The 18734-nt window shown below is 72.0% G+C and carries 21 protein-coding genes and 1 riboswitch; of the genes, 9 read left to right on the top strand and 12 right to left on the bottom strand.

All coding sequences use genetic code 11. The features are described from left to right. The first annotated feature begins 26 nt into the window (after window positions 1–26). From ABZ865_RS22115 to ABZ865_RS22100, 4 genes are all read left to right on the top strand, one after another. Window positions 27–824, top strand: coding sequence for a TetR family transcriptional regulator (locus ABZ865_RS22115; protein WP_361232767.1), 798 nt, complete (start codon window positions 27–29; stop codon window positions 822–824). A gap of 230 nt (window positions 825–1054) precedes the next feature. Next, on the top strand, window positions 1055–1471 hold the full coding sequence (locus tag ABZ865_RS22110; RefSeq protein WP_361232764.1) for a hypothetical protein: 417 nt from the start codon (window positions 1055–1057) through the stop codon (window positions 1469–1471). A gap of 124 nt (window positions 1472–1595) precedes the next feature. Beyond that, window positions 1596–2006 (top strand): DUF4440 domain-containing protein, encoded by a 411-nt coding sequence (locus tag ABZ865_RS22105; RefSeq protein WP_361232761.1) that lies wholly within the window; start codon window positions 1596–1598, stop codon window positions 2004–2006. A 154-nt stretch (window positions 2007–2160) separates the two neighbouring features. Next, complete coding sequence (locus ABZ865_RS22100; RefSeq protein WP_361232758.1) at window positions 2161–4920, top strand: hypothetical protein; 2760 nt, start codon at window positions 2161–2163, stop codon at window positions 4918–4920. 32 nt (window positions 4921–4952) lie between these two features. Here ABZ865_RS22100 and ABZ865_RS22095 read toward each other — a convergent pair whose 3' ends face one another. Beyond that, window positions 4953–5339, bottom strand: a complete 387-nt coding sequence (locus tag ABZ865_RS22095; RefSeq protein ID WP_361232755.1) for a PPOX class F420-dependent oxidoreductase — start codon at window positions 5337–5339, stop codon at window positions 4953–4955. A 67-nt stretch (window positions 5340–5406) separates the two neighbouring features. Beyond that, entirely contained in the window at window positions 5407–6579 is a 1173-nt protein-coding gene (locus ABZ865_RS22090) for an aminotransferase class I/II-fold pyridoxal phosphate-dependent enzyme (protein ID WP_361232752.1), read from the bottom strand. Window positions 6580–6806: 227 nt separating this feature from the next. Between ABZ865_RS22090 and ABZ865_RS22085 the strand changes: the two genes are divergently transcribed. Both ABZ865_RS22085 and ABZ865_RS22080 read left to right on the top strand, forming a co-directional pair. After that, window positions 6807–7637 (top strand): SAM-dependent methyltransferase, encoded by an 831-nt coding sequence (locus ABZ865_RS22085; protein ID WP_361232749.1) that lies wholly within the window; start codon window positions 6807–6809, stop codon window positions 7635–7637. Window positions 7638–7874: 237 nt separating this feature from the next. Continuing rightward, window positions 7875–9263 (top strand): S1 family peptidase, encoded by a 1389-nt coding sequence (locus ABZ865_RS22080; protein ID WP_361232746.1) that lies wholly within the window; start codon window positions 7875–7877, stop codon window positions 9261–9263. Window positions 9264–9417: 154 nt separating this feature from the next. Here ABZ865_RS22080 and ABZ865_RS22075 read toward each other — a convergent pair whose 3' ends face one another. The 6 genes from ABZ865_RS22075 to ABZ865_RS22050 form a co-directional block, all read right to left on the bottom strand. After that, window positions 9418–9603 (bottom strand): hypothetical protein, encoded by a 186-nt coding sequence (locus tag ABZ865_RS22075; RefSeq protein ID WP_361232743.1) that lies wholly within the window; start codon window positions 9601–9603, stop codon window positions 9418–9420. Between the two features lie 264 nt (window positions 9604–9867). Next, window positions 9868–10563: a L,D-transpeptidase gene (locus tag ABZ865_RS22070; RefSeq protein WP_361232740.1), complete on the bottom strand. Its 696-nt coding sequence runs from the start codon at window positions 10561–10563 to the stop codon at window positions 9868–9870. Window positions 10564–10706: 143 nt separating this feature from the next. Further along, the gene (locus tag ABZ865_RS22065) at window positions 10707–11501 is read right to left on the bottom strand and encodes an SDR family NAD(P)-dependent oxidoreductase (RefSeq protein WP_361232736.1); all 795 of its coding nucleotides are present in this window, start codon (window positions 11499–11501) and stop codon (window positions 10707–10709) included. Window positions 11502–11632: 131 nt separating this feature from the next. Beyond that, entirely contained in the window at window positions 11633–12547 is a 915-nt protein-coding gene (locus tag ABZ865_RS22060) for an SDR family oxidoreductase (RefSeq protein ID WP_361232733.1), read from the bottom strand. A 73-nt stretch (window positions 12548–12620) separates the two neighbouring features. Further along, window positions 12621–12989, bottom strand: a complete 369-nt coding sequence (locus tag ABZ865_RS22055) for a DUF4180 domain-containing protein (RefSeq protein WP_361232729.1) — start codon at window positions 12987–12989, stop codon at window positions 12621–12623. A 134-nt stretch (window positions 12990–13123) separates the two neighbouring features. Further along, complete coding sequence (locus ABZ865_RS22050; RefSeq protein WP_361232726.1) at window positions 13124–13702, bottom strand: TetR/AcrR family transcriptional regulator; 579 nt, start codon at window positions 13700–13702, stop codon at window positions 13124–13126. Window positions 13703–13793: 91 nt separating this feature from the next. Here ABZ865_RS22050 and ABZ865_RS22045 point away from each other — a divergent pair, with 91 nt between their 5' ends. Next, window positions 13794–14240, top strand: coding sequence for a DUF1772 domain-containing protein (locus tag ABZ865_RS22045; RefSeq protein ID WP_361233621.1), 447 nt, complete (start codon window positions 13794–13796; stop codon window positions 14238–14240). A gap of 99 nt (window positions 14241–14339) precedes the next feature. Here the strand turns inward: ABZ865_RS22045 and ABZ865_RS22040 are convergent, their stop codons facing one another. The 3 genes from ABZ865_RS22040 to ABZ865_RS22030 form a co-directional block, all read right to left on the bottom strand. Further along, window positions 14340–14969 carry an MBL fold metallo-hydrolase gene (locus ABZ865_RS22040; protein ID WP_361232723.1) on the bottom strand — a complete coding sequence of 210 codons (630 nt, stop codon included), beginning with the start codon at window positions 14967–14969 and terminating at the stop codon, window positions 14340–14342. Next, window positions 14969–16057, bottom strand: a complete 1089-nt coding sequence (locus ABZ865_RS22035) for an S-(hydroxymethyl)mycothiol dehydrogenase (RefSeq protein ID WP_361232720.1) — start codon at window positions 16055–16057, stop codon at window positions 14969–14971. Before ABZ865_RS22035 ends, ABZ865_RS22040 begins: the two co-directional genes overlap by 1 nt. Before the next feature lie 218 nt (window positions 16058–16275). Further along, window positions 16276–16581 (bottom strand): hypothetical protein, encoded by a 306-nt coding sequence (locus ABZ865_RS22030; RefSeq protein ID WP_361232717.1) that lies wholly within the window; start codon window positions 16579–16581, stop codon window positions 16276–16278. Between the two features lie 170 nt (window positions 16582–16751). Between ABZ865_RS22030 and ABZ865_RS22025 the strand changes: the two genes are divergently transcribed. Beyond that, window positions 16752–17117 carry a nuclear transport factor 2 family protein gene (locus ABZ865_RS22025; protein ID WP_361232713.1) on the top strand — a complete coding sequence of 122 codons (366 nt, stop codon included), beginning with the start codon at window positions 16752–16754 and terminating at the stop codon, window positions 17115–17117. Window positions 17118–17141: 24 nt separating this feature from the next. On the opposite strand, the gene ABZ865_RS22020 is transcribed toward ABZ865_RS22025, so the two are convergent. Continuing rightward, complete coding sequence (locus ABZ865_RS22020; protein WP_361232710.1) at window positions 17142–17690, bottom strand: MarR family transcriptional regulator; 549 nt, start codon at window positions 17688–17690, stop codon at window positions 17142–17144. 76 nt (window positions 17691–17766) lie between these two features. On the opposite strand from ABZ865_RS22020, the gene ABZ865_RS22015 reads away from it, so the two are divergent. Then, a complete protein-coding gene (locus ABZ865_RS22015; protein ID WP_361232707.1) occupies window positions 17767–18606 on the top strand; it encodes a hypothetical protein in 840 nt (279 codons plus the stop codon). A 27-nt stretch (window positions 18607–18633) separates the two neighbouring features. Beyond that, window positions 18634–18714: riboswitch (ZMP/ZTP riboswitch) on the top strand. The last annotated feature ends 20 nt before the right edge of the window (window positions 18715–18734 follow it).

The following is an 18734-nucleotide window of genomic DNA, read 5'->3' as shown; positions in this document are numbered from 1 at the left end:
GCGCTTCGGGTGCTACGTTCCCGTTCATGAGCTCCAGCAGCGCGGCACCGACCGCGAAGCCGCCGATGCGGGACGCCCTGGTCGCGGCGGCCTTCCAGCTCTTTCTGGAACGCGGGTACGAACAGACCACTGTGGACGACATCGTGGCGCTGGCGGGAGTGGGGCGCCGCTCGTTCTTCCGCTACTTCCCCTCGAAGGAGGATGTGGTCTTCCCCGACCACGAGCGGTGCCTGGCCGACATGACCGCGTTCCTGGCCGCGAGCGCCGAGGACGCCGAGCCGGTGCGGCGGGTGTGCGACGCGGCCCGGCTGGTGCTGCGGATGTACGCGGAGAACCCGACCTTCTCGGTACAGCGCTACCGCCTCACCAAGCAGGTGCCCGGGCTGCGCGCCTACGAGTTGTCGGTGGTGTGGCGCTACGAGCGCGCGCTCGCCGAATACCTGAGGGAGCGCTTCGCCGGCCGCCCCGACGGAACCCTGCACGCGGACGTGATCGCGGCCGCGGTCGTCGCCGCGCACAACAACGCCCTGCGCTCCTGGCTGCGGTCGGACGGCACGGGCGACGCGGGCGCCACGGTGGATCACGCACTTCGGTATGTCCAGACCACGTTCGGCCGGCCGGCTCGCGCCGCCACGCTCTCTCCCGTCGCCGTCTCCGCCGTCGCCCCCTCCCCCGCCTCCGGCCTCGCGCCGGGCAGTGCGACGCCTGTGCCCGGGAGCGAATGGGCCGAGGGTCCGGACGACGTGGTCGTCCTCGTCACCCGGCGGGACGCTCCACTGTGGCGGGTGGTGCAGGAGTTCGAGTCCGTGGTGGGCCGCGCCTGATTCCCCGGCGCGGGCTTCTCCCCACCCCCTTACTCTCCTCACCCCCGCTCCTCGGCGCCGGATCCCCGCGTCCCCTGAAACTTCGCAGATTCGGGGTACGCAGTGCCTTTACGAGTGACACTGAGTGCCATACTCTGTCGGACGTGCACGGCGGCACGACAACCGAGCACACGCGTGCGCGGTTCGCGCCCGCACGTGGGATTCCGGCCGAGCGCAGGGAGTTGACCAGCGTGTACCACCACTCAGCAAGCACCGCGCATCCGGCGGCCGGCTTCGCGACGGGTCTCCTCGACCCCGTTTCCGCGGACTCCAGGGACGCCATCCACTTCCAGCGCTGCACCTGGTGCGGCACCGCCATGTACCACCGGCTGCTGTGTCCCGTGTGCCAGGGCAGCGAACTGCGCACGGAACGAAGCGAGGGCACCGGCACGGTCCGCCACTCCACCGTGGTGCATCGGAACACGCCCGCGGCCCGCAACGTGTCGCTGATCGAGATGAGCGAAGGCTTCGTCGTGCGCGGCCGGGTCATGGGACCGCCGGTCGGCATCCACAGCGGTGACCGGGTGCGCCTGTCCACGGCCAAGGACCCGGTCCGGGGCGAGCCGGTCTTCCAGCTGGTCGACGAGCCGTACCGCGCCTGGACCTGACACGCACGCACCCCGCGCCCACCTGCGCCCCTTTCGTACCATAAGTCCCTGAATATTCCATTTCGTACCCGCCACCCCCCGGGCGGACTCGCGCCCGCCCGGCGACCTGCACAAAGATGCGGCCATGAACAAGGCAACGGCAGCGGCATCCGAAGCGGAGCAGGTCGGCGCGGCGATCGAGGGTGAACTCCGGCTCATGGACCCGCGGGTGCGCGCCTCGCGGGACCTGGCCCGGCAGCTGCTCGATCCGGAGTTCGTCGAGGTCGGCGCCTCGGGCAGGCGTTGGACGCTCGCGGACATGCTGGCCGCGCTGCCGGACCTGGCGGGCAGCACGGAGGAGGGCCCCCTCTACGAGCCCTCGGACATCGAGGGCGTCCTCCTTGCCCCGGGCCTCGTGCACCTCACCTACGAGACCGTCATCGAGGGCCGGCACGTCCGCCGCAGCTCCCTCTGGCGCCTGCGCGACGCGGAGTCGGGCTGGCGGATGTACTACCACCAGGCCACTCCGGTGCCGCCCGGGACCGAGCGGCCGTAGCCTCCACGCGCGGCATACGGTCCCTTCCAACATGCCGATGTGATCCATCACTTCCTCTTCACAGGCAACCCACAGACCCCTCCTCCCGTCCTCCGGGGGCGAGGGGCGTCCCGGGACGGCCGGGATGCCCGAGGTCGGGGTTCGAGGAGGAACAGTGGTCCGTGCCCGGCGCATATGGGTCTCCGCCGCCGCGTTACTCGCGGTGGCGGGCGCGTCTCCAGGGGTGGCAGTCGCGCAGAACCAACCATCGTCGGTGACAAGGGTGTTGACGGCCGCGGACGACGGGACACTGCCACCAGGGTGGGGGATCGCGAACGGACGCTCGGCGCCGCAGCTGGTGTGGCGCTCGGACCGGCCGATACCGATGGGCGACGCACGCGTCGAGTTCCGTTCGGGTGGGCGCCTGTTGGGGATTCCGCGGCCGGGCCCGGACGGGCGGACCTTCCGGCTCCCGCTCGCCGCGCCCCGGGCCGGTGAGCTGCACGGCCTGCAGGTCTGGTCCGGTGGACGGCGGTTGGACAGCGGGCACAGCGCCTCGACGACCCCCGCGGTCCAGCCGCCCGCGCCACTGCCGGCCAACGGCGTCGACCCGGGCAAGCCGGGTTCGTACCGCACCACGACCGGGGAGTACCGGCTCGACCCGGTCCGCATACCGGGGCTGTCCGCGCCGGTGGAGATGCGTGCCGTGGTCGTCGCACCCACCGGCGCCCGTGGCCCCCGCCCGCTCGCGCTGTTCCTGCACGGCCGCCACTACACCTGCTACAAGGGGCAGGACACCAGCGGCGACTGGCCCTGCAAGCCCGGCACCAAGCCGGTGCCCAGCCACCGCGGTTACCTGCGCGACCAGAAACTCCTGGCCTCCCAGGGCTATATGACCGTGTCGATCTCCGCCAACGGCATCAACGGCCAGGACTGGGCGGCCGAGGACGGCGGCGCCCAGGCGCGTTCGACGCTGGTCCGGCTGCACCTGGCGCGCTGGGCCGACTGGGCCGCGCATCCCGGGACGGCACCGGACGTCGTAAGGAACGCGCCCCGCGCCGACCTGTCCAAGGTGCTGCTGGTCGGGCACTCGCGCGGCGGCGAGGGCGTGAGCCGGGCCGCGATGGACAGCCTGTACCCGCCGCCCGCCGCCCAGGACGGCTACCACGGGCCGGTGCGCTGGAAGATCCGCGGTCTGGTCCTGATCGGCCCCACCGTGTTCGGTCAGAACCCGGTCCCCGACGTGCCGTCGGCGACGATCCTGCCGGGCTGCGACGGTGACGTCTCCGACCTGCAGGGCGAGGTGTACGTCGACGGTACGCGCGCGGTCAGCGGTGGCACCGCGCTGCACAGTGCCGTCTACGTCATCGGCGCCAACCACAACTTCTTCAACTCCGAGTGGACGCCGGGGCAGGCGGCCGCGCCCGCCGAGGACGACTTCTCCGACGACCCGCAGCACCACGACCCGGTGTGCGGCAAGCGGGCCGCCACCCGGCTGACCGCGGACCAGCAGCACCGGGCCGGTTCGACGTACATCGCGGCCGCCGCCCGGCTGTTCCTCGCCGGTGACGACAAGGTACGGCCGCTGCTGGACGGTTCCGGCAGGCGGGCGCCGTCGGCGGACCCGGCCCGTGTCCTCACCCACGCGGTGGGGGGGCGCCGCGATGCGGGGTTCCTGCCGGACGCCGGGGTGTCGGTGACCGGCGGCAAGCTGTGCGCGGCGGTGGATCCGGCCCCGGCCAAGGCCTGTCTGGGCCAGGGCGCCAAGGGCAGTTCGCCGCACTTCGCGCAGTGGGAGACGGACCGGGAGGCCGGCCGGAACGCGGTCGCGCTGCACTGGACGCACGCCGGCACTCCGGTGCGGGTGAGCCCGAAGGCCCCGTTGTCGCTGGCCGGTGACAAGAGTCTGGCGCTGCGGCTGTTCGTGCCGCCGAACTCCCGCGGCACGCGTCTGGACGTGTCCGTCACCGACAGCGCCGGCCGCAAGGCGGTCCTCGGCAAGGTCACGGTCGACGGGCTGCCCGGCAGCGAGCGCACCGCGTCGTACTGGGCGCGCGAGATCAGGGTGCCGCTGACGGCGGCCGGCCGGGCCGGGCTCGACCTGCACCGGATCAAGTCCCTTGAGCTGACCCCGCGTTCGGCCTCCGGCCGGGCCTGGCTGATGGACGCATGGGGCTGGCGTTCCGGTCTTCCGGCGGTCAAGGCCGCCGATCTGCCGCGGGTGGACGTCGGCCGGGCGACCGTGGACGAGGGCGACTCGGGTGTGCGCACGTACCGGGTGCCGGTCGAGGTGTCGGGGCACGGCAGCGGTCAGGTCCGGGTGTACGTCGTGGACCCGGCCACCGGCCGGGTCAGGGACCGGCTGGTCACGGTGCATGCGGGCGGCCACGACATCGACGTGCCGATCGAGGTGAAGGGCAACACGCGCTACGGCACCGACGTGTCGTACGACGTCCTCGTCAAGGCGGTCCGGGGCGCGGTGGTCGGCTCGTACCGGGGCGGGATCACCGTGCACGACGACGACCCGGCGCCGAAGATGACCGTCACGCCGCTCGCCGACCGGGTGACCGAGGGGCAGTCCCTGAAGTGGCGGGTGTCGCTGTCCGAGGCCGTCGACGTGGACATGGGCGCGCTGTTCGCCGCCGTCCCGGTCTCCCCCGAGCTGTCCACCAAGGACGTGTCCGCGCGCTGGCTGCGGGACACGACCGGCGCCTCGCCGGACCCGGAGCGGCCCCTGTCCAAGGTCGAGGGCGGTCTCTACCTGTGGGTGAACATCCCGGCGGGCAGCACCAGCGCGGACGTCACCATCCCCACGGTCAAGGACCGGGTGCGGGAGTCCGCCGAGTCGGTCCGGTTCCAGCAGCTCGACGAGCGGACGGGTGAACCGCAGCCCGGCGGGCTGGAGTTGAACGGCACGGTGCTCGACGCGTCGTAGCCGCCCGGAGCCCTGGGGAGGCGGCGGCCTCCTCAGGGCTTCAGGGTCACCCGGATCCCGACGGTGCCGTCCAGGCCGCGCCGCAGCCTGCTGCCCAGCAGGGTGAGGCGGCCGACGATGCCGTACTTGCGGGCGATGAGGGAGCGGTAGCGGGCGGTGGTGGCCGGGTCGGCGATCTCGGCGGTGGCCGGGACCGGGTCTCCGGTGGGGCGGCCGCGCAGGTCACAGGGGCCGACGAGGACGTCGGCGCGGCGCCGGATCCGCTTGACCTTCCAGCTGTCGGCGGCCGTCCACACGCCGAGGCCGTCGCCGTCCTGGACGACCCACACCGGGGTGGCGACGGGGGTGCCGTCCTTGCGATAGCTGGTGACCAGCAGGTACTTGCCCGCGCCGAGCCGGGCCAGGAGCGTGTCGTCCATGCCCGCAGTCTAGGAGGCGGCACGCTCCCGCCGCGGTGGGGCGTGTGCCGCGCGGTCCCCTGCCCGGTCAGTCCAGTGCCGTCGCCATGCGCCGTACCGCCTCGGTGAGGATCTCGGGCGAGGTCCCCAGGTTCAGGCGCACGTGCCCGGTGCCGCCGGTGCCGAAGGGGAGGCCGGAGCTGAGGGCGACGCGACCGCGGTCGAGGAAGGCCTGGGCCGGGTCGTCGCCGAGGCCGAGGGCCCGGCAGTCCAGCCAGGCGAGATAGGTGGCCTCGGCAGGACGGTGACGGATCCCGGGCAGGTGCTCGGCGAGCAGGGCGGTGAGCAGGCGCCGGTTGGCGTCGATGCCGGCGAGCAGGGCGTCCAGCCACCCGCTGCCCTCGCTCAGGGCGGCGGTGTGGGCGATGACGCCGAGGTGGCTGGGGCCGTGGCTGACCTCTTCGGGCATCCGCGCGAGGTCGGCGGCGGCCCCGGGTCCGGCGAGGGCGAGCGCGGCCTTGAGGCCGGCCAGGTTCCAGCCCTTGGATGCGGACATCAGCGACAGGCCGCGTTCGGCGCCCGGGACGCTCAGGTACGGCACGTAGGTGACGGCAGGGGCGACGAGCGGGGCGTGGATCTCGTCCGCGACCACGCGGACGCCGTGGCGTTCGGCGAGGTCGGCGACGGCGGCCAGTTCGGCGGCGGTGTGCACGGTGCCGGTGGGGTTGTGCGGGCTGCACAGCAGGAAGGCCGCCCGGCCGCTGTCCGCGGTCGCGGTAGCCGTCCGGAACGTCTCCTCCAGGACGTCGAGGTCGATGCGCAGGTCGGCGCCGAGCGGGGCGTCCACCACCCGGCGGTCCATGTGGGCGATGAACTGGTAGAACGGCGGGTACACCGGCGCGTTCACGATGACCGGATCGCCCGGTCCGGTGACCAGTTTGAGCATCTCGACCACGCCGAGCATGACGTCCGGAACGATCGCGGTGCGCTCCACGGCGACCCCGTCCCAGTTCCAGCGCTTGGCGGCGAAGCCGGCCAGCGCCTCGGCGTAGGCGGTGCCGGCCGGGTAGCCGGTGTCGCCGAGGGCGAGGGCGTCGGTGACGGCGCGGACGACGGGTTCGGCGAGCGGAACGTCCATCTCGGCCACCCACAGCGGCAGCACGTCGCGCCACTTCATGCTCGTACGACGTCGCAGCCGCTCCAGGCTGAGCGCGCGCAGCGGGTCCGGTTCACCGGGTGTCTCCTGCGGGATGCTGGTCATGAGGCCCAAGATAGGCGGCCGGGGTCCCACCGGAAACGGGGCCGGACCGCCGGTGATCCGCCGGTGATCCGCCGCGGAGCCACCACGGGGCAGTACCGGCGTGGCCGCCGGTCGCGGCTCGGCGCGGGCGCGGAATGCCCCGGACGTGCGGCAGAGATCAACTCGGCCGTCTAGATTGCGTCTTGAACGGCGTCCCTGTCTCTTCCGGCATCCAGGAGCTGACCCACGTGACCGACAACCCGGCCGCCACCAACGACGTGGCCGTGTCGCTGCGCGCCCGTATCAAGACCGACCAGCCGCACACCGCCCGGATCTGGAACTACTGGCTCGGCGGCAAGGACAACTACGAGGTCGACCGCGCCGCCGGCGACCAGATCCGCCAACTCCATCCGGGCATCGGCGAGTACGCACGCGCCGACCGGCTGTTCCTGGGCCGTGCCGTGCGCCATCTGGTCGGCGATGTGGGCATACGGCAGTTCCTGGACATCGGGACCGGGCTGCCCACCGCCGACAACACGCACGAGGTCGCCCAGAGCGTCGCGCCGGACGCCCGGATCGTGTACGTCGACAACGACCCGCTGGTCCTCGCGCACGCCCGCGCCCTGCTCACCAGCACGCCCGAGGGCCGTACGGACTACCTGGACGAGGACCTGCGCAACGTCGACGCCATCTTCGAACACGCGGCGAAGACACTGGACTTCAGTCAGCCGGTGGCGCTGATGCTGCTGGGCGTCGTCATCTTCATCGGCGACGACGAGGACCCGTTCGGCCTGGTACGGCAGTTGACGGACCGGCTGCCGTCCGGCAGCCACCTGGTGCTGTCGCACACCATCACCAGCCCCTCGATGCCGGACGTGGACGAGGCGGTGAAGTTCTGGAACGAGCACGGCACGCCGAAGCTGACCCAGCGCACCCCCGAGGCCGTGGCCCGCTTCTTCGACGGCCTCGACCTGCTGGAGCCGGGCGTGGTGTCCTGCTCGCGCTGGCGCCCGGAGGGCGACCAGGACCCCGAGCCGGAGGAGGTCGCCATGTTCGGCGGGGTCGCACGCAAGAACTGATCGCGCGGGCGTCCCGGCGGCGTGCCGGGCGTCGGGAAGTCCGTCGCCGTCGGTGAACGTCGTCGCTGAACGCCATCGGTTCACGTCATCGGTTCACGCCGTCGGTTCACGTCATCGGTCAACGTCGTCGGTGAACGCCGTCGGCCCGGCGCACGTACCACTGTCCGGGCGCTCGACGACCGGAGGGCCCCGCGGTGCCGGCAGGGGCACCGTGCGTTCGGGGTTCGGGAGCCATGCATGAGGCACGCACGACGACGGGTCGTCCGGCGAGTGACACGGCTGGCGGCGGTCGGCGGACTCCTTCTGGGAGGTGCGATGGTCGCCCAGGCGGCCATGGCGAGCGAGACTCCCCCGGCGTCCGCGAGGACGCTCGGTTCGACGGGCTCGGCCGGTTCGGCGGGTGACCCGGGCGCCGCCCTGGTGGCGAGGCTCGGCGCGGCACGGACGGCGGGCAGCTGGATCGGTGCCGACGGCCGGCCGGTCGTGGCGGTCACGGACCCGACGGCCGCCGCGGAGGTACAGCGGGCCGGGGCGGTGGCGAAGGTCGTGGACCACAGCATGAACGAGCTGAAGTCGGCCACCGCCACGCTCCGTTCGGCTCCGCGCGTGGCGGGCACCGCGTGGTCGGTGGACTACCGCACCAACCGTGTCGTCGTCCTCGCGGACCGCACGGTGTCGGCGGACGACTGGTCCCGGATGACGCGGGTCGCCGCGGGCATCGGCGGTTTCGTGCACATGGAGCGCACGCAGGGCACGTTCACCACGCGGCTCAACGGGGCCCAGCCCATCCTGTCGACCGGTGGCCGCTGCTCGGCGGGCTTCAACGTCACCGACGGTCAGCGGGACTTCATTCTCACGGCCGGACACTGCGGACCGTCCGGATCCATCTGGTTCGCCGACAACCAGGGCAACCAGCAGTTGGGCCGGACGGTGAACAGCGCGTTCCCCGGCAACGACTTCTCGCTCGTCCAGTACGCCTCCGGGAAGGCCGGTGAGGGCGCGGACGTGGTCGCGATCGGCGGCGGCAAGGGAGTGCTGATCACCGGGCTGGCCGATCCGGCCGTCGGGCAGCGGGTGTTCCGCAGCGGCAGCACCAGCGGGCTGCACGACGGCCAGGTGACCGCGCTGAACGCGACCGTGAACTATCCCGAGGGCACCGTCACCGGGCTGATCCAGACCGACGTGTGCGCCGAGCCGGGCGACAGCGGCGGCCCGCTGTTCTCGGAGGGGGTCGCGCTCGGGGTCACCTCGGGCGGAAACGGCGACTGCACCACGGGCGGGACGACGTTCTTCCAGCCGGTGACCAAGGCGCTGTCGGCGCTGAACGTGCGGCTCCTCGTCGCAGCGCGTAGCGCCGGCGGCGCGCAGGGTGCCTCCCCCGCCCCCTCGGCACCGGCCACGCAGGGCGCGGGCGCGTCGAACGCGGTCTCCCCCGGCTCCGCGGCACCGGTGACGGGCACCACGCAGGGGCAGACGCTGCTGGCACGGCTCACGGACACCCGGAACGTCGGTCCCGGGCTGCTGGTCGTCGCGGGCAGTCTGATCGCCCTGGTGGCGACCCGGTACATCCGCGCCGAGCAGGACCGCAGGGCCTACCAGCGGTACTACTCGACGACCTGGGGCTGATCGATGATCTGCGGCCACCAGTGATCTGGGGCTGACCAGTGATCTGACACTGATCGGTGATCTAGAGCTGACGAAACGGCGGCGAACGGCGGCGGGGGCCTTCAAGGCCTTCCGGACGGGAGGGTGGCGGTGCGGCCCTCAGGGCCCGCGGGGTTCACGCCGCCCGGTTGGACTGCGGGGCCGCGGCGGCCCACTCCATCACGAGGCGCTGGTACTCCGCGCGCTGCTCGGTGGTCAGTGTCCCGCCCGACCGGCGCCACAGGGCCCGGATCTCCTCGTTGACCTCCGCGGCCGATCGCTCGGAGACGGCTTCAACAGTGGTGGACATGCTGTGAAGCATATGCCGACCGAGGTGAAGGCGCTGTGAGTAAGTACACCCGATGCGGACATTTCGGACCGTGTTACTCATCACGTCAATGTGTCCAACGGCAGCGGGAGTTCAGGTGCGCGCCGACCCCAGGACCAGGCGCGGATGATCCCGCGCAGTGTGTCTCCCGCCACTCCACTCGCGCGCTGTGGCACCCGCCACATCCAGGAGTCCCGCCATCCGACGCGCCCGGCAGCCGAACCCGGGCGGGCTCGGCTGCCGGGCGCCCGGTCCGGATCAGGTGCCCGGCTTGCGGCCGTACACGAAGACGTCGTCGCCCGTCTTCAGCAGCGACCAGTACTTCTTGGCGTCCGTCGTGGTCATGTTGACGCAGCCGTGCGAGCCCGGCGGGTTCCACATGCTGAGGTTCACCGAGTGGAAGGCCTGGCCTCCGTCGAAGAACTGGCTGTACGGCATCGGCACGTTGTAGATGTTCGAGACGTGGTCGATGTCCCGCCAGTAGATCTTCTTCAGACCGGTGCGGGTCTCGTACCCGTTGCGTCCGGTGCGCACCGGCACCGGGCCGTAGACGAGCTTGTTGCCGTCCTGGACCCAGCTCAGCTGGAGCGTGAGGTTCACGCAGGCGATACGGCCCTTGTTCACCGGGCACTTGCCGTCCTTGTTCGGGTTCGTCCCGACGGCCTTCTGCTTGTTCATCAGGTCCATCACGCCCCAGGTGACGGGACCCGCGTAGCCGATGTTGGGCGTGATGCCGTGCTTGTTCTGGAAGGCCTGGATGGCCTTGCAGTCGGCGGCGGACTGCTTGCCGTCGACCGGCCGGCCGAGGAACTTCTCCACCTGCTTCTGGTACGGCCCCGCCTGCGTGGTGCAGCTCGCGGCCTGCGCCGGTGCCGCGCCCAACGCGAGCGTGAGCGGCGCCATCAGCCCGGTGACGCCCAGCGCGACGACACCTCTCCTACGTATGTCCCCCATCTCGCCCTCTTCCCCTTCTCCCCATGTCCCCGGGGCCTGCCCCGGGGTGTGTCCCTGCGCGATTCCCGCGGTCTCCGCCTACTAGACCCGTCCCCCGGCCGGACGGTTGTGGTTCCGGCCACGCTGTGACGAAACAGTGAACTTCAGGCTCCGGGCTGCCTGAGAGTCGTACGGAACCCGGTGTTCACGGCCGTGAGTCCGCCGTCGACCACGAGCGTCGTGCCGGTGATCCAGGCGGCGTCGCGGGAGGCGAGGAAGGCCACCGCGGCCGCGATGTCCTCGGGTTCGCCGACCCGGCCGAGCGGGTACAGCGGGCGTACGGCGTCGAGTTCGTCCTCGCGCCCTTCCCAGGCGGAGGTGCGGACCGTGCCCGGCACCACGAGGTTCACCCGGACACCCCGGGCGGCCGCGTGCCCGGCGAGGGTCCGGGTGAGGGAGCCGAGGCCGGCCTTTCCCGCGCCGTAGGCGTGGTTGCCGAAGTCCTGGAGGCCGTTGACGGAGCCGATGCCGACGACGGCGCCGCGTCCGGACGCGGCGAGGTACGGCAGGGCGGCGCGGCAGCAGCGGTAGGCGCCGGTGAGGGTGATGTCGAGGTCGCGGTCCCATGCGTCGTCGGGGTCGTCCTCGAACAGCGGTACGTCCGGGGTGCAGTGGGCGGCGCAGTTGACCAGCACGTCGAGCGAGCCGAAGGCGGCGACGGCATGGGCGACGGCCGCCTCGACGGCCGCCCGGTCCGCGACGTCGCACGCCAACGCCTCGGCGGTGAGGCCCTGTTGGCGTAGGGCGGCGGCGGTCCGCTCCGCCTCGGGCGCGTCCTGGTCGGTCACCAGGACCCGTCCGCCCTCCTGCGCCAGCCGCCGGGCGACGGCCGCGCCGATGCCGCGGGCCGCGCCGGTGACGAGAACTCCGTGTCCTGCGAAGCGGTCGAGATCGGTCATGGGGTGACCGTAGAGGCGCGGGCGATCACCGCGACAGACGTCGTACGTCTGCGTCGTGATCCTCCGGCATTCGGGCATTCGGGCATCCGGCGTCCGGCCTCCGGCTTTCCGGCGTCCGTTAGTCGAGACGGTCACCGGTATCCCGTCACGTCCGCCGGTTTGCCCGCGTCCTGTACCTCGACCAGGTAGCGCCAGGCGTCGGGGCGGCTGCCGTCCAGGTCGGTGAAGCCGTACGTCCGGGCGAGGCCGCCGCTGGAGAGGGACTGTCCGTTGTGGCGGGCCACGTCGGGGTCGGCGGCGAGGGCGGCGACGGCGCGGCCGACGTAGCGCGGGGTCTCGGAAATGGCGAAGTGCGGTTCGCGGTCGAGGGCGTCGCGCCAGTTGTCCTCGCGGACGCCGTAGGCGTCGAGCATGATCTCCGAGCGCAGCCAGCCGGGGGTCAGCGCGACGGCGGTGGCGCCGCGCGGGCCGACTTCGTGGCCGAGGGCGAAGGCCATGCGCAGCACGGAGGCCTTGGCGAGGTCGTAGAAGAGGTTCACGCGGTAGTTGTGGCGGTTGTAGTCGGCGGTGCCGTCGGTGACCTCCACGACCAGGCCGCCGGGGTGGCGAAGCAGGAGGGGCAGCGCGAAGTGGCTGGTGACGGCATGGGTTTCGACGGCGAGCCGGAGCAGGTGGAGCCCGTTGTCGAGGTCGTGCTCCCACACCGGCGTGTCCCACTCGAAGAGTTTCTCGCCGCCCCAGATGTCGTTCACGAGGACGTCGAGGCGGCCCTGTTCGCCGGTGATGCGGTCCACAAGGCCCCGTACGGCGGACCTGTCCAGGTGGTCGACGGCGACGGCGATGCCGTGTCCGCCGGCCGCGGTGACGAGGTCGGCGGTGTCCTCGATGGTCTCGGGGCGGTCGTACTCGGAGCGGCGGGCGCGGGTGCTGCGGCCGGTGACGTAGACGGTGGCGCCGGCCGCACCGAGTTCCTCGGCGATCCCCCGTCCGGCGCCCCGGGTCGCCCCGGCGACCAGCGCGACCCTGCCCTCAAGCGGCCCTGACATGTCCGACCTCCCGTGCGGTACGACTGCTGTCGTCCTCCACCGTCACGGGTAAGCCGGACATCTTCTGTCGTCTTTACTTCCGGAGTCGCTCGTCCAGCTCTTCGACGCCCCCGAGGAACCACAGCTGGTTCCCCTGATTGGACTCGTACACGAAGTCCCGCAGGGCGGTGCTCTCGGCGACGTGGCGGGAGATGTCGCCGCGGACGGCGAGGCACAGGCGGTAGTTCACGAACTTCTGGACGACCGCGCCCGCGACGCCGGACCGCAGCTGGAAGAACGCGTCCGGGATCCGCTCCACGGGCACCGCGATCAGCTGTACGTCGTGCCCGTACGCGTCGCCGATCAGGTCGAGCGCCGCGCCCTCCCCGTCCAGGGGCGGGCCGTCGGGGGCGCAGCGCAGGACGCGTGTGCCGTGGAGCGTGTCGATCATCTGTGCGGTCATGGCGGCGATCCTAGGACCGGCCGTCCGACGGGTGCCCGCGAATAATCCCGGCGGGTGCCCCCGGGATTCGGGCCAGGGCGCGTATCTATCGGGTCGTGATCGATGAGCACCGCGGCACCCGTTGGGACGGTCTGTCAGATCACGGCGAGCCGGTCCACCAGCAGTTCCACCCTCGGCTCGGCGTACTCGGGCAGCAGGCGGCCCGCGCGGGTCAGGGTGGCGATCCCGTGCAGGGACGCCCAGAACACCTCGGTGAACAGCCCCGGGTCGATGCCGTTCCCGGCGACCTCGGCGAGGGTCTCCATCAGCGCGGCGAAGGCGTCCTTCAGAGGCTCCGGGGTGTCCTCCTGCGCGTACGCCAGGCCGCCGTCGAGCTGGAAGATGGCGTCGTAGACCGCCGGGTTGCGCTCGGCGAAGTCGAGGTAGGCGCGGGCCAGGGCGGCGACCCGCTCGCGCGGGCCTTCCGCGCCGACGGTCGCGGCCCGCAGTGCCGCGGCCATCTCGGTGGCGCCCTTGAGGGCGACGGCACCGATGATCTCGCGCTTGCCGCGGAAGTGGCTGTAGAGGACGGGCTGGCTGTACTCGATGCGCTCGGCGAGCCGGCGGGTGGTGACCGCGTCCCAGCCCTGCTGCTCGGCGAGTTCGCGGGCCGCCGCCACGATGAGGCGCTCGCGGTCCGCCCGTTCGCGCTGCTTGCGTTCCTGTACCGACATGAGTCGATCCTAGCAGTGCTAGACAAGCGAGCGACAGTAGTACTAGCGTTGCCTCATCGGCTAGCAATGCTAGATATCAGGAGGGGTCATCATACTCAACGCACTCGAGGTCTTCACCACCGTGGTCGTCGGCCTGATGGTGGGGGTGGAGTTCTCCGTCGCCTTCATCATGAACCGGATCCTCGACGCCCTTCCCGAGGACAGCGGCCAGCTCGGCCACGCCCACGGCGGCCGGATGCTCGGCGCCCTGATGCCGTTCTGGTACATCGGCTCGCTCGTCCTCAGCGCGATCTGGGCCGTCGCCGGATGGCACCATCACGGCGCCGGGCTCGTCGTCACCGCCGCCGGCCTGCTGATCGTCAGCGTGGTCATGTCGATCCTGCTGCTCGTCCCGATCAACAACCGGAACAAGACCTGGACCCCCGAGAACCGGCCCGCCGACTGGAAGCAGCAGCTGCGCCGCTGGGACCGCTACCACTACGTCCGCGTCGCCGTCATCATCGCCGCCTTCACCCTGCTGGTCGTCGCCCTCGTCTGAGACCGCGGGCCGACACCGCGCCGGGGGCGCACGAGCCCCGCTCCCCGGGCGGCAGCGGGGACCGATACTCCCCGGCGGCAGCGGGGCCCGATACGCGCCCTAGTGCCCGCGCGCGATCCACTCCTCCAGGTGGGGTGCCTCGGCGCCGATGGTGGTGGACTCCCCGTGGCCGGTGAGGACCTTGGTGTCCGGCGGGAGGGTGAGGAGGCGCTCGCGGATGGACTCGATGATCGTCGGGAAGTCGGAGTACGAGCGTCCCGTGGCGCCCGGGCCGCCCTTGAAGAGGGTGTCGCCGGTGAAGACGACGCCCAGCCCGGGGTCGTACAGGCAGACCGCCCCGAAGGAGTGACCAGGGGTGTGCAGGACGGTGAGGTCGGCGCCGGCGGTCTCGAGGACCTGGCCGTCGACCAGATGACGGTCCGGCTCGCGGTGCGGGTGGGTGAGCTTCCACAGCGGCAGGTCGTCGGGGTGGAGCCAGATGGTGGCGCCGGTGAGGCCGGCGAGGGCGGGCGCGGCGTCGATGTGGTCGTTGTGGGCGTGGGTGCAGACGATGGCGGTGAGCCGGCGGTCGGCCACGGCCTCGGCGATGGCCTCGGCGTCGTGGGCGGCGTCGATGACGATCACCTCACGTTCGTCGCCGACGATCCACACGTTGTTCTCGACGTCCCAGGTGCCCCCGTCGAGGGTGAACTGGCCGGTGGTGACGAGGCGTTCGATGCGGGTGGTCATCACAGCACCACCACCGAGCGCAGCACCTCGCCGCGGTGCATCCGGTCGAACGCCTTCTCCACCTCGTCGAGCTGGATGGTCTCGGAGACGAACGCGTCCAGCGGCAGGCGGCCCTGCAGATGCAGGTCGATCAGCATGGGGAAGTCACGGGAGGGCAGGCAGTCGCCGTACCAGGAGGACTTGAGGGCGCCGCCGCGGCCGAAGACGTCCAGCAGGGGCAGTTCGAGCTTCATCTCGGGCGTGGGGACGCCGACGAGGACGACGGTGCCGGCCAGGTCGCGGGCGTAGAAGGCCTGCTGGTACGTCTCGGGGCGGCCGACCGCCTCGATCACGACGTCGGCGCCGAAGCCGCCGGTCAGCTCGCGGATGGCCTCGACCGGGTCGGTGTCCTTGGAGTTGACGGTGTGGGTGGCGCCGAGGGCCCGGGCCTTCTCCAGCTTGCGGTCGTCGATGTCGACGGCGATGATCCTCGCCGCGCCGGCCAGGCGGGATCCGGCGACGGCCGCGTCGCCGACCCCGCCGCAGCCGATGACGGCGACGCTGTCGCCGCGGCCGACGTTCCCGGTGTTGATCGCGGCGCCGAGGCCGGCCATCACGCCGCAGCCGAGCAGCCCTGCCACGGCCGGGGAGACGGCCGGGTCGACCTTGGTGCACTGGCCGGCCGCGACGAGCGTCTTCTCGGCGAAGGCGCCGATGCCGAGGGCCGGGGAGAGCTCCTGCCCGGTGGCGGCGAGGGTCATCTTCTGCTTCGCGTTGTGGGTGTTGAAGCAGTACCAGGGCCGGCCGCGCAGGCAGGCCCGGCAGTTCCCGCACACCGCACGCCAGTTGAGGACGACGAAGTCGCCCGGTGCCACATCGGTGACTCCCTCGCCTACCGACTCCACGACACCGGCGGCCTCGTGGCCGAGCAGGAACGGGAACTCGTCGGTGATACCGCCCTGTTTGTAGTGCAGATCGGTGTGACAGACCCCGCAGGCCTGGACGCGTACGACGGCTTCGCCGGGCCCCGGATCCGGGACCACGATCGTCTCGACCCGTACGGGTTCGTCCTTGCCCGGTGCGATCACGCCGCGTACTTCCTGCGCCATGGCCTGGCCCCTCTTCGTCGAATTGCCTTCGGTTCCGACCCTACGCGCGACCGATCGGTAGCGGCACGGACACGACGGCGGCAGTGGATCTTTCCGGCCGACCGCCGGTGGCGAGGAGACCCTGGTCGGGCAGCGGTGAGGGCCGCCCCGGCGCGGGGACGGCCCTCGGGTGCGCGGGCGGATCGGGTATGTCGACGGAGACCCGGCAGGCGGACGGTTCAGGCCTCGACCGCGGGGAGCAGGCCGGTCACGGGTGCCACGAGGTCGGTGAGCTGGTGCAGCTGGTTCAGCTGGTTCAGGTCGCCGACCTGGTTCAGCCCGCGCACCTGCTCGGTGACGCTGGGGACCTCGGCCCTGTGCTCCGCGGGGATGTCGCTGACGGCGAGCGAGTCCAGCATGGTCATCGGGTTGATCTGCCCGGTGTTCGGTGCGCCCGCGTCGGCCGCGTTCGCCAGCGGTGCGGCGAGGCCGGTGACACCGACGGCCAGACCGACGGCGGCGACGATACGTCGTGTTGAGATCATGCCTTCAGCAACGGCGGCGGACGCCGGTCGGACACGGGCGCCGGCCGGCGCTCACCCGTGAGGCGGAGCACCTGGCCTGCGCTTGCCGTGGCCGCCGGGGCGGAGGAGTCTCGGAGGTGGGCCCGTGCGGTCCGCTTCGGCCGGGCCGCGGGCGCCGGAAGGAGGTCCCGATGGGAACCGCGACAGGCTCCACCTTCGACACCGACACACTGCGCCGGGGCATAGAGGGCAACACCGGGAACACGCTGCTGGCCCTGTACGCGGACAACGCGCAGATCCGCATCATCGACCGCAACAGCCAGCCGAGCCATCCCAAGATCCTGCAGGGCCGCGGCCAGATAGCCGAGATGCTCGACGACGTCTACAGCCGTGACATGACCCACCACCTCGACCAGTGCGTCATCCAGGGCGACCACGCCGCCTTCACCGAGTCCTGCGAGTACGAGGACGGCACCCGAGTCCTCGCCGAGTCGATGATCACGTTGCGTGACGGGAAGATCGCCGAGCAGATCCTGATCCAGGCGTGGGACGAGTAGGAAGGAAGGCCGCGAGGGTCCAGGTCACCTCCCGGCTGACCTGGACCTTCCCGGCCCGGGCGGGGCTGGGTAGGGCGCGTCCGCCCCGCCCTCGGCAGCCAGTACCAGTTTCCGCAGCAGGTCTGCGAGCGTCCGCCGCTCTTCTTCGGTCAGTGCTGCGAGCAGCGCACCCTCACCCTCATCCTCCGCTGCCGCGTGCGCCGCGAACGCGGCATGGCCGGCGTCGGTGAGCCGCACCCGTACCCGCCGGCGGTCGCCGGTCTCGTGGACGCGGGTGATCAGGCCGGCCTCCTCGACGGGGCCGAGCCGCGCCGACAGGGCGCCCCGGGTCAGCCCGAGCCGGTCGGCGAGCGCCGAGGGGCTGGACTCGTACGGCGGTCCGGACCTGCGGAGCATCAACAGCACCTTGTACTGCCCGTACTTCAGGCCGTCGGAGTCCAGGACGTCCCGGCGGACCTGGGCGGTGTGCCGGGCCAGGATCGCCAGCCGGGCGATGATCGCCTCCTTGACCGGGTCCAGCCACTCCAGTTCCCGTGCCCAGACGGCCACATGCCGGTCCACCGAGTCCCGCACTTCCTGCCTCCCACAGTAGTTTTCCTCTGGATCAGTTTTCTTGTGGATCATTTTTCGTATAACTACCTTGCCCGGCATGACCTCTGAAACGCACACCTTCGTCGACCTCGATGAACTCCTCGATTCCGCTCGCGAGTTGAGTGTCGCGGGCCGCTGGGAGCGGGCCGCGCGGCTGCTCGACGCGGCCGGCACCGACGAGTCCGCCGCCCGCGCACGGATCACCCGGGCCGCGGCCGAAGTCGCCCTGGACCGGGACTGGTTCGCCGGGACGGACACCGCGGCCGAGCGGATCGAGGCGGCCGAGAAGGAGTTCCCGGACGGCGACTGGGACACCGGCTTCCTCCGGCTCAGGCACACCTACGGCCGGCTGCTCCTCGTCGACGGCACGCTGCGCATCGGCCCGGCCGGCAAGGACCCCGAGGCGCTCGCCGCCCTCCTCGACCGTGCGCGGGAGTTGTACGACAGCGCCCCGGACGCGGTGCGGCGGGGCTGGGCGTCGATGTACCGCGGGCTGATCACGGAGAACCACTTCGCCGACCAGGCGGCCGCCGCCCCGCTCTACTCGGCCGCGCTGCGTGCCGGGGACGACGGCGCCGACGGTCTGCTGGCCCGCGAGGCGCTGCGGCATCTCGGCGGCCACGACCACGACTCGGGCGACGACGAGCGGGCCGGGGAGCGCTGGCGGCGGGCCACCGCGCTGGGCGCCCGGGCCGGCACGGTGCCCGGCACCCTCTCCCAGCAGCTGCTGCTGGCCGTGCTGGCCCGGGACGCGGGCGACGAGGCGGGCGCGGTCGCGCTGGCGGCGGAGATCGCCCGCTGGGCCGGGGCGATCGGCGCGGACCGGCTGGCCGCCCAGGCGGACGCGTTCCTCGCCGGGACGGATCCCACGGCACTCCCGCCCTCTGACGCGGACTGAGCGCCGCCCGCGCCCTCGGTTACCCTGTACGCGGGCCGTGACTGGCGCTGAGGTGGAGTACCACCGGGGAGCGGTCCTTGGTGGATGCCGCGCGCCTGGGCGATGAAGGTCAACCAGCTCAGGAGCGC

This window comes from Streptomyces sp. NPDC047085, from assembly GCF_040643735.1.
In the GTDB taxonomy this organism is placed as follows: domain Bacteria; phylum Actinomycetota; class Actinomycetes; order Streptomycetales; family Streptomycetaceae; genus Streptomyces.
This window is presented reverse-complemented; position numbering and strand designations above follow the sequence as displayed.

What these genes read in the sequence shown, in the direction of transcription:
- ABZ865_RS22115 (WP_361232767.1), top strand. Translation starts at nt 27, where the DNA reads ATGAGCTCCAGCAGCGCGGCACCGACCGCGAAGCCGCCGATGCGGGAC.
- ABZ865_RS22105 (WP_361232761.1), top strand. Translation starts at nt 1,596, where the DNA reads ATGAACAAGGCAACGGCAGCGGCATCCGAAGCGGAGCAGGTCGGCGCG.
- ABZ865_RS22095 (WP_361232755.1), bottom strand. Translation starts at nt 5,339, where the DNA reads ATGGACGACACGCTCCTGGCCCGGCTCGGCGCGGGCAAGTACCTGCTG.
- ABZ865_RS22090 (WP_361232752.1), bottom strand. Translation starts at nt 6,579, where the DNA reads ATGACCAGCATCCCGCAGGAGACACCCGGTGAACCGGACCCGCTGCGC.
- ABZ865_RS22080 (WP_361232746.1), top strand. Translation starts at nt 7,875, where the DNA reads ATGAGGCACGCACGACGACGGGTCGTCCGGCGAGTGACACGGCTGGCG.
- ABZ865_RS22075 (WP_361232743.1), bottom strand. Translation starts at nt 9,603, where the DNA reads ATGCTTCACAGCATGTCCACCACTGTTGAAGCCGTCTCCGAGCGATCG.
- ABZ865_RS22070 (WP_361232740.1), bottom strand. Translation starts at nt 10,563, where the DNA reads ATGGGGGACATACGTAGGAGAGGTGTCGTCGCGCTGGGCGTCACCGGG.
- ABZ865_RS22065 (WP_361232736.1), bottom strand. Translation starts at nt 11,501, where the DNA reads ATGACCGATCTCGACCGCTTCGCAGGACACGGAGTTCTCGTCACCGGC.
- ABZ865_RS22060 (WP_361232733.1), bottom strand. Translation starts at nt 12,547, where the DNA reads ATGTCAGGGCCGCTTGAGGGCAGGGTCGCGCTGGTCGCCGGGGCGACC.
- ABZ865_RS22055 (WP_361232729.1), bottom strand. Translation starts at nt 12,989, where the DNA reads ATGACCGCACAGATGATCGACACGCTCCACGGCACACGCGTCCTGCGC.
- ABZ865_RS22050 (WP_361232726.1), bottom strand. Translation starts at nt 13,702, where the DNA reads ATGTCGGTACAGGAACGCAAGCAGCGCGAACGGGCGGACCGCGAGCGC.
- ABZ865_RS22040 (WP_361232723.1), bottom strand. Translation starts at nt 14,969, where the DNA reads ATGACCACCCGCATCGAACGCCTCGTCACCACCGGCCAGTTCACCCTC.
- ABZ865_RS22035 (WP_361232720.1), bottom strand. Translation starts at nt 16,057, where the DNA reads ATGGCGCAGGAAGTACGCGGCGTGATCGCACCGGGCAAGGACGAACCC.
- ABZ865_RS22030 (WP_361232717.1), bottom strand. Translation starts at nt 16,581, where the DNA reads ATGATCTCAACACGACGTATCGTCGCCGCCGTCGGTCTGGCCGTCGGT.
- ABZ865_RS22025 (WP_361232713.1), top strand. Translation starts at nt 16,752, where the DNA reads ATGGGAACCGCGACAGGCTCCACCTTCGACACCGACACACTGCGCCGG.
- ABZ865_RS22015 (WP_361232707.1), top strand. Translation starts at nt 17,767, where the DNA reads ATGACCTCTGAAACGCACACCTTCGTCGACCTCGATGAACTCCTCGAT.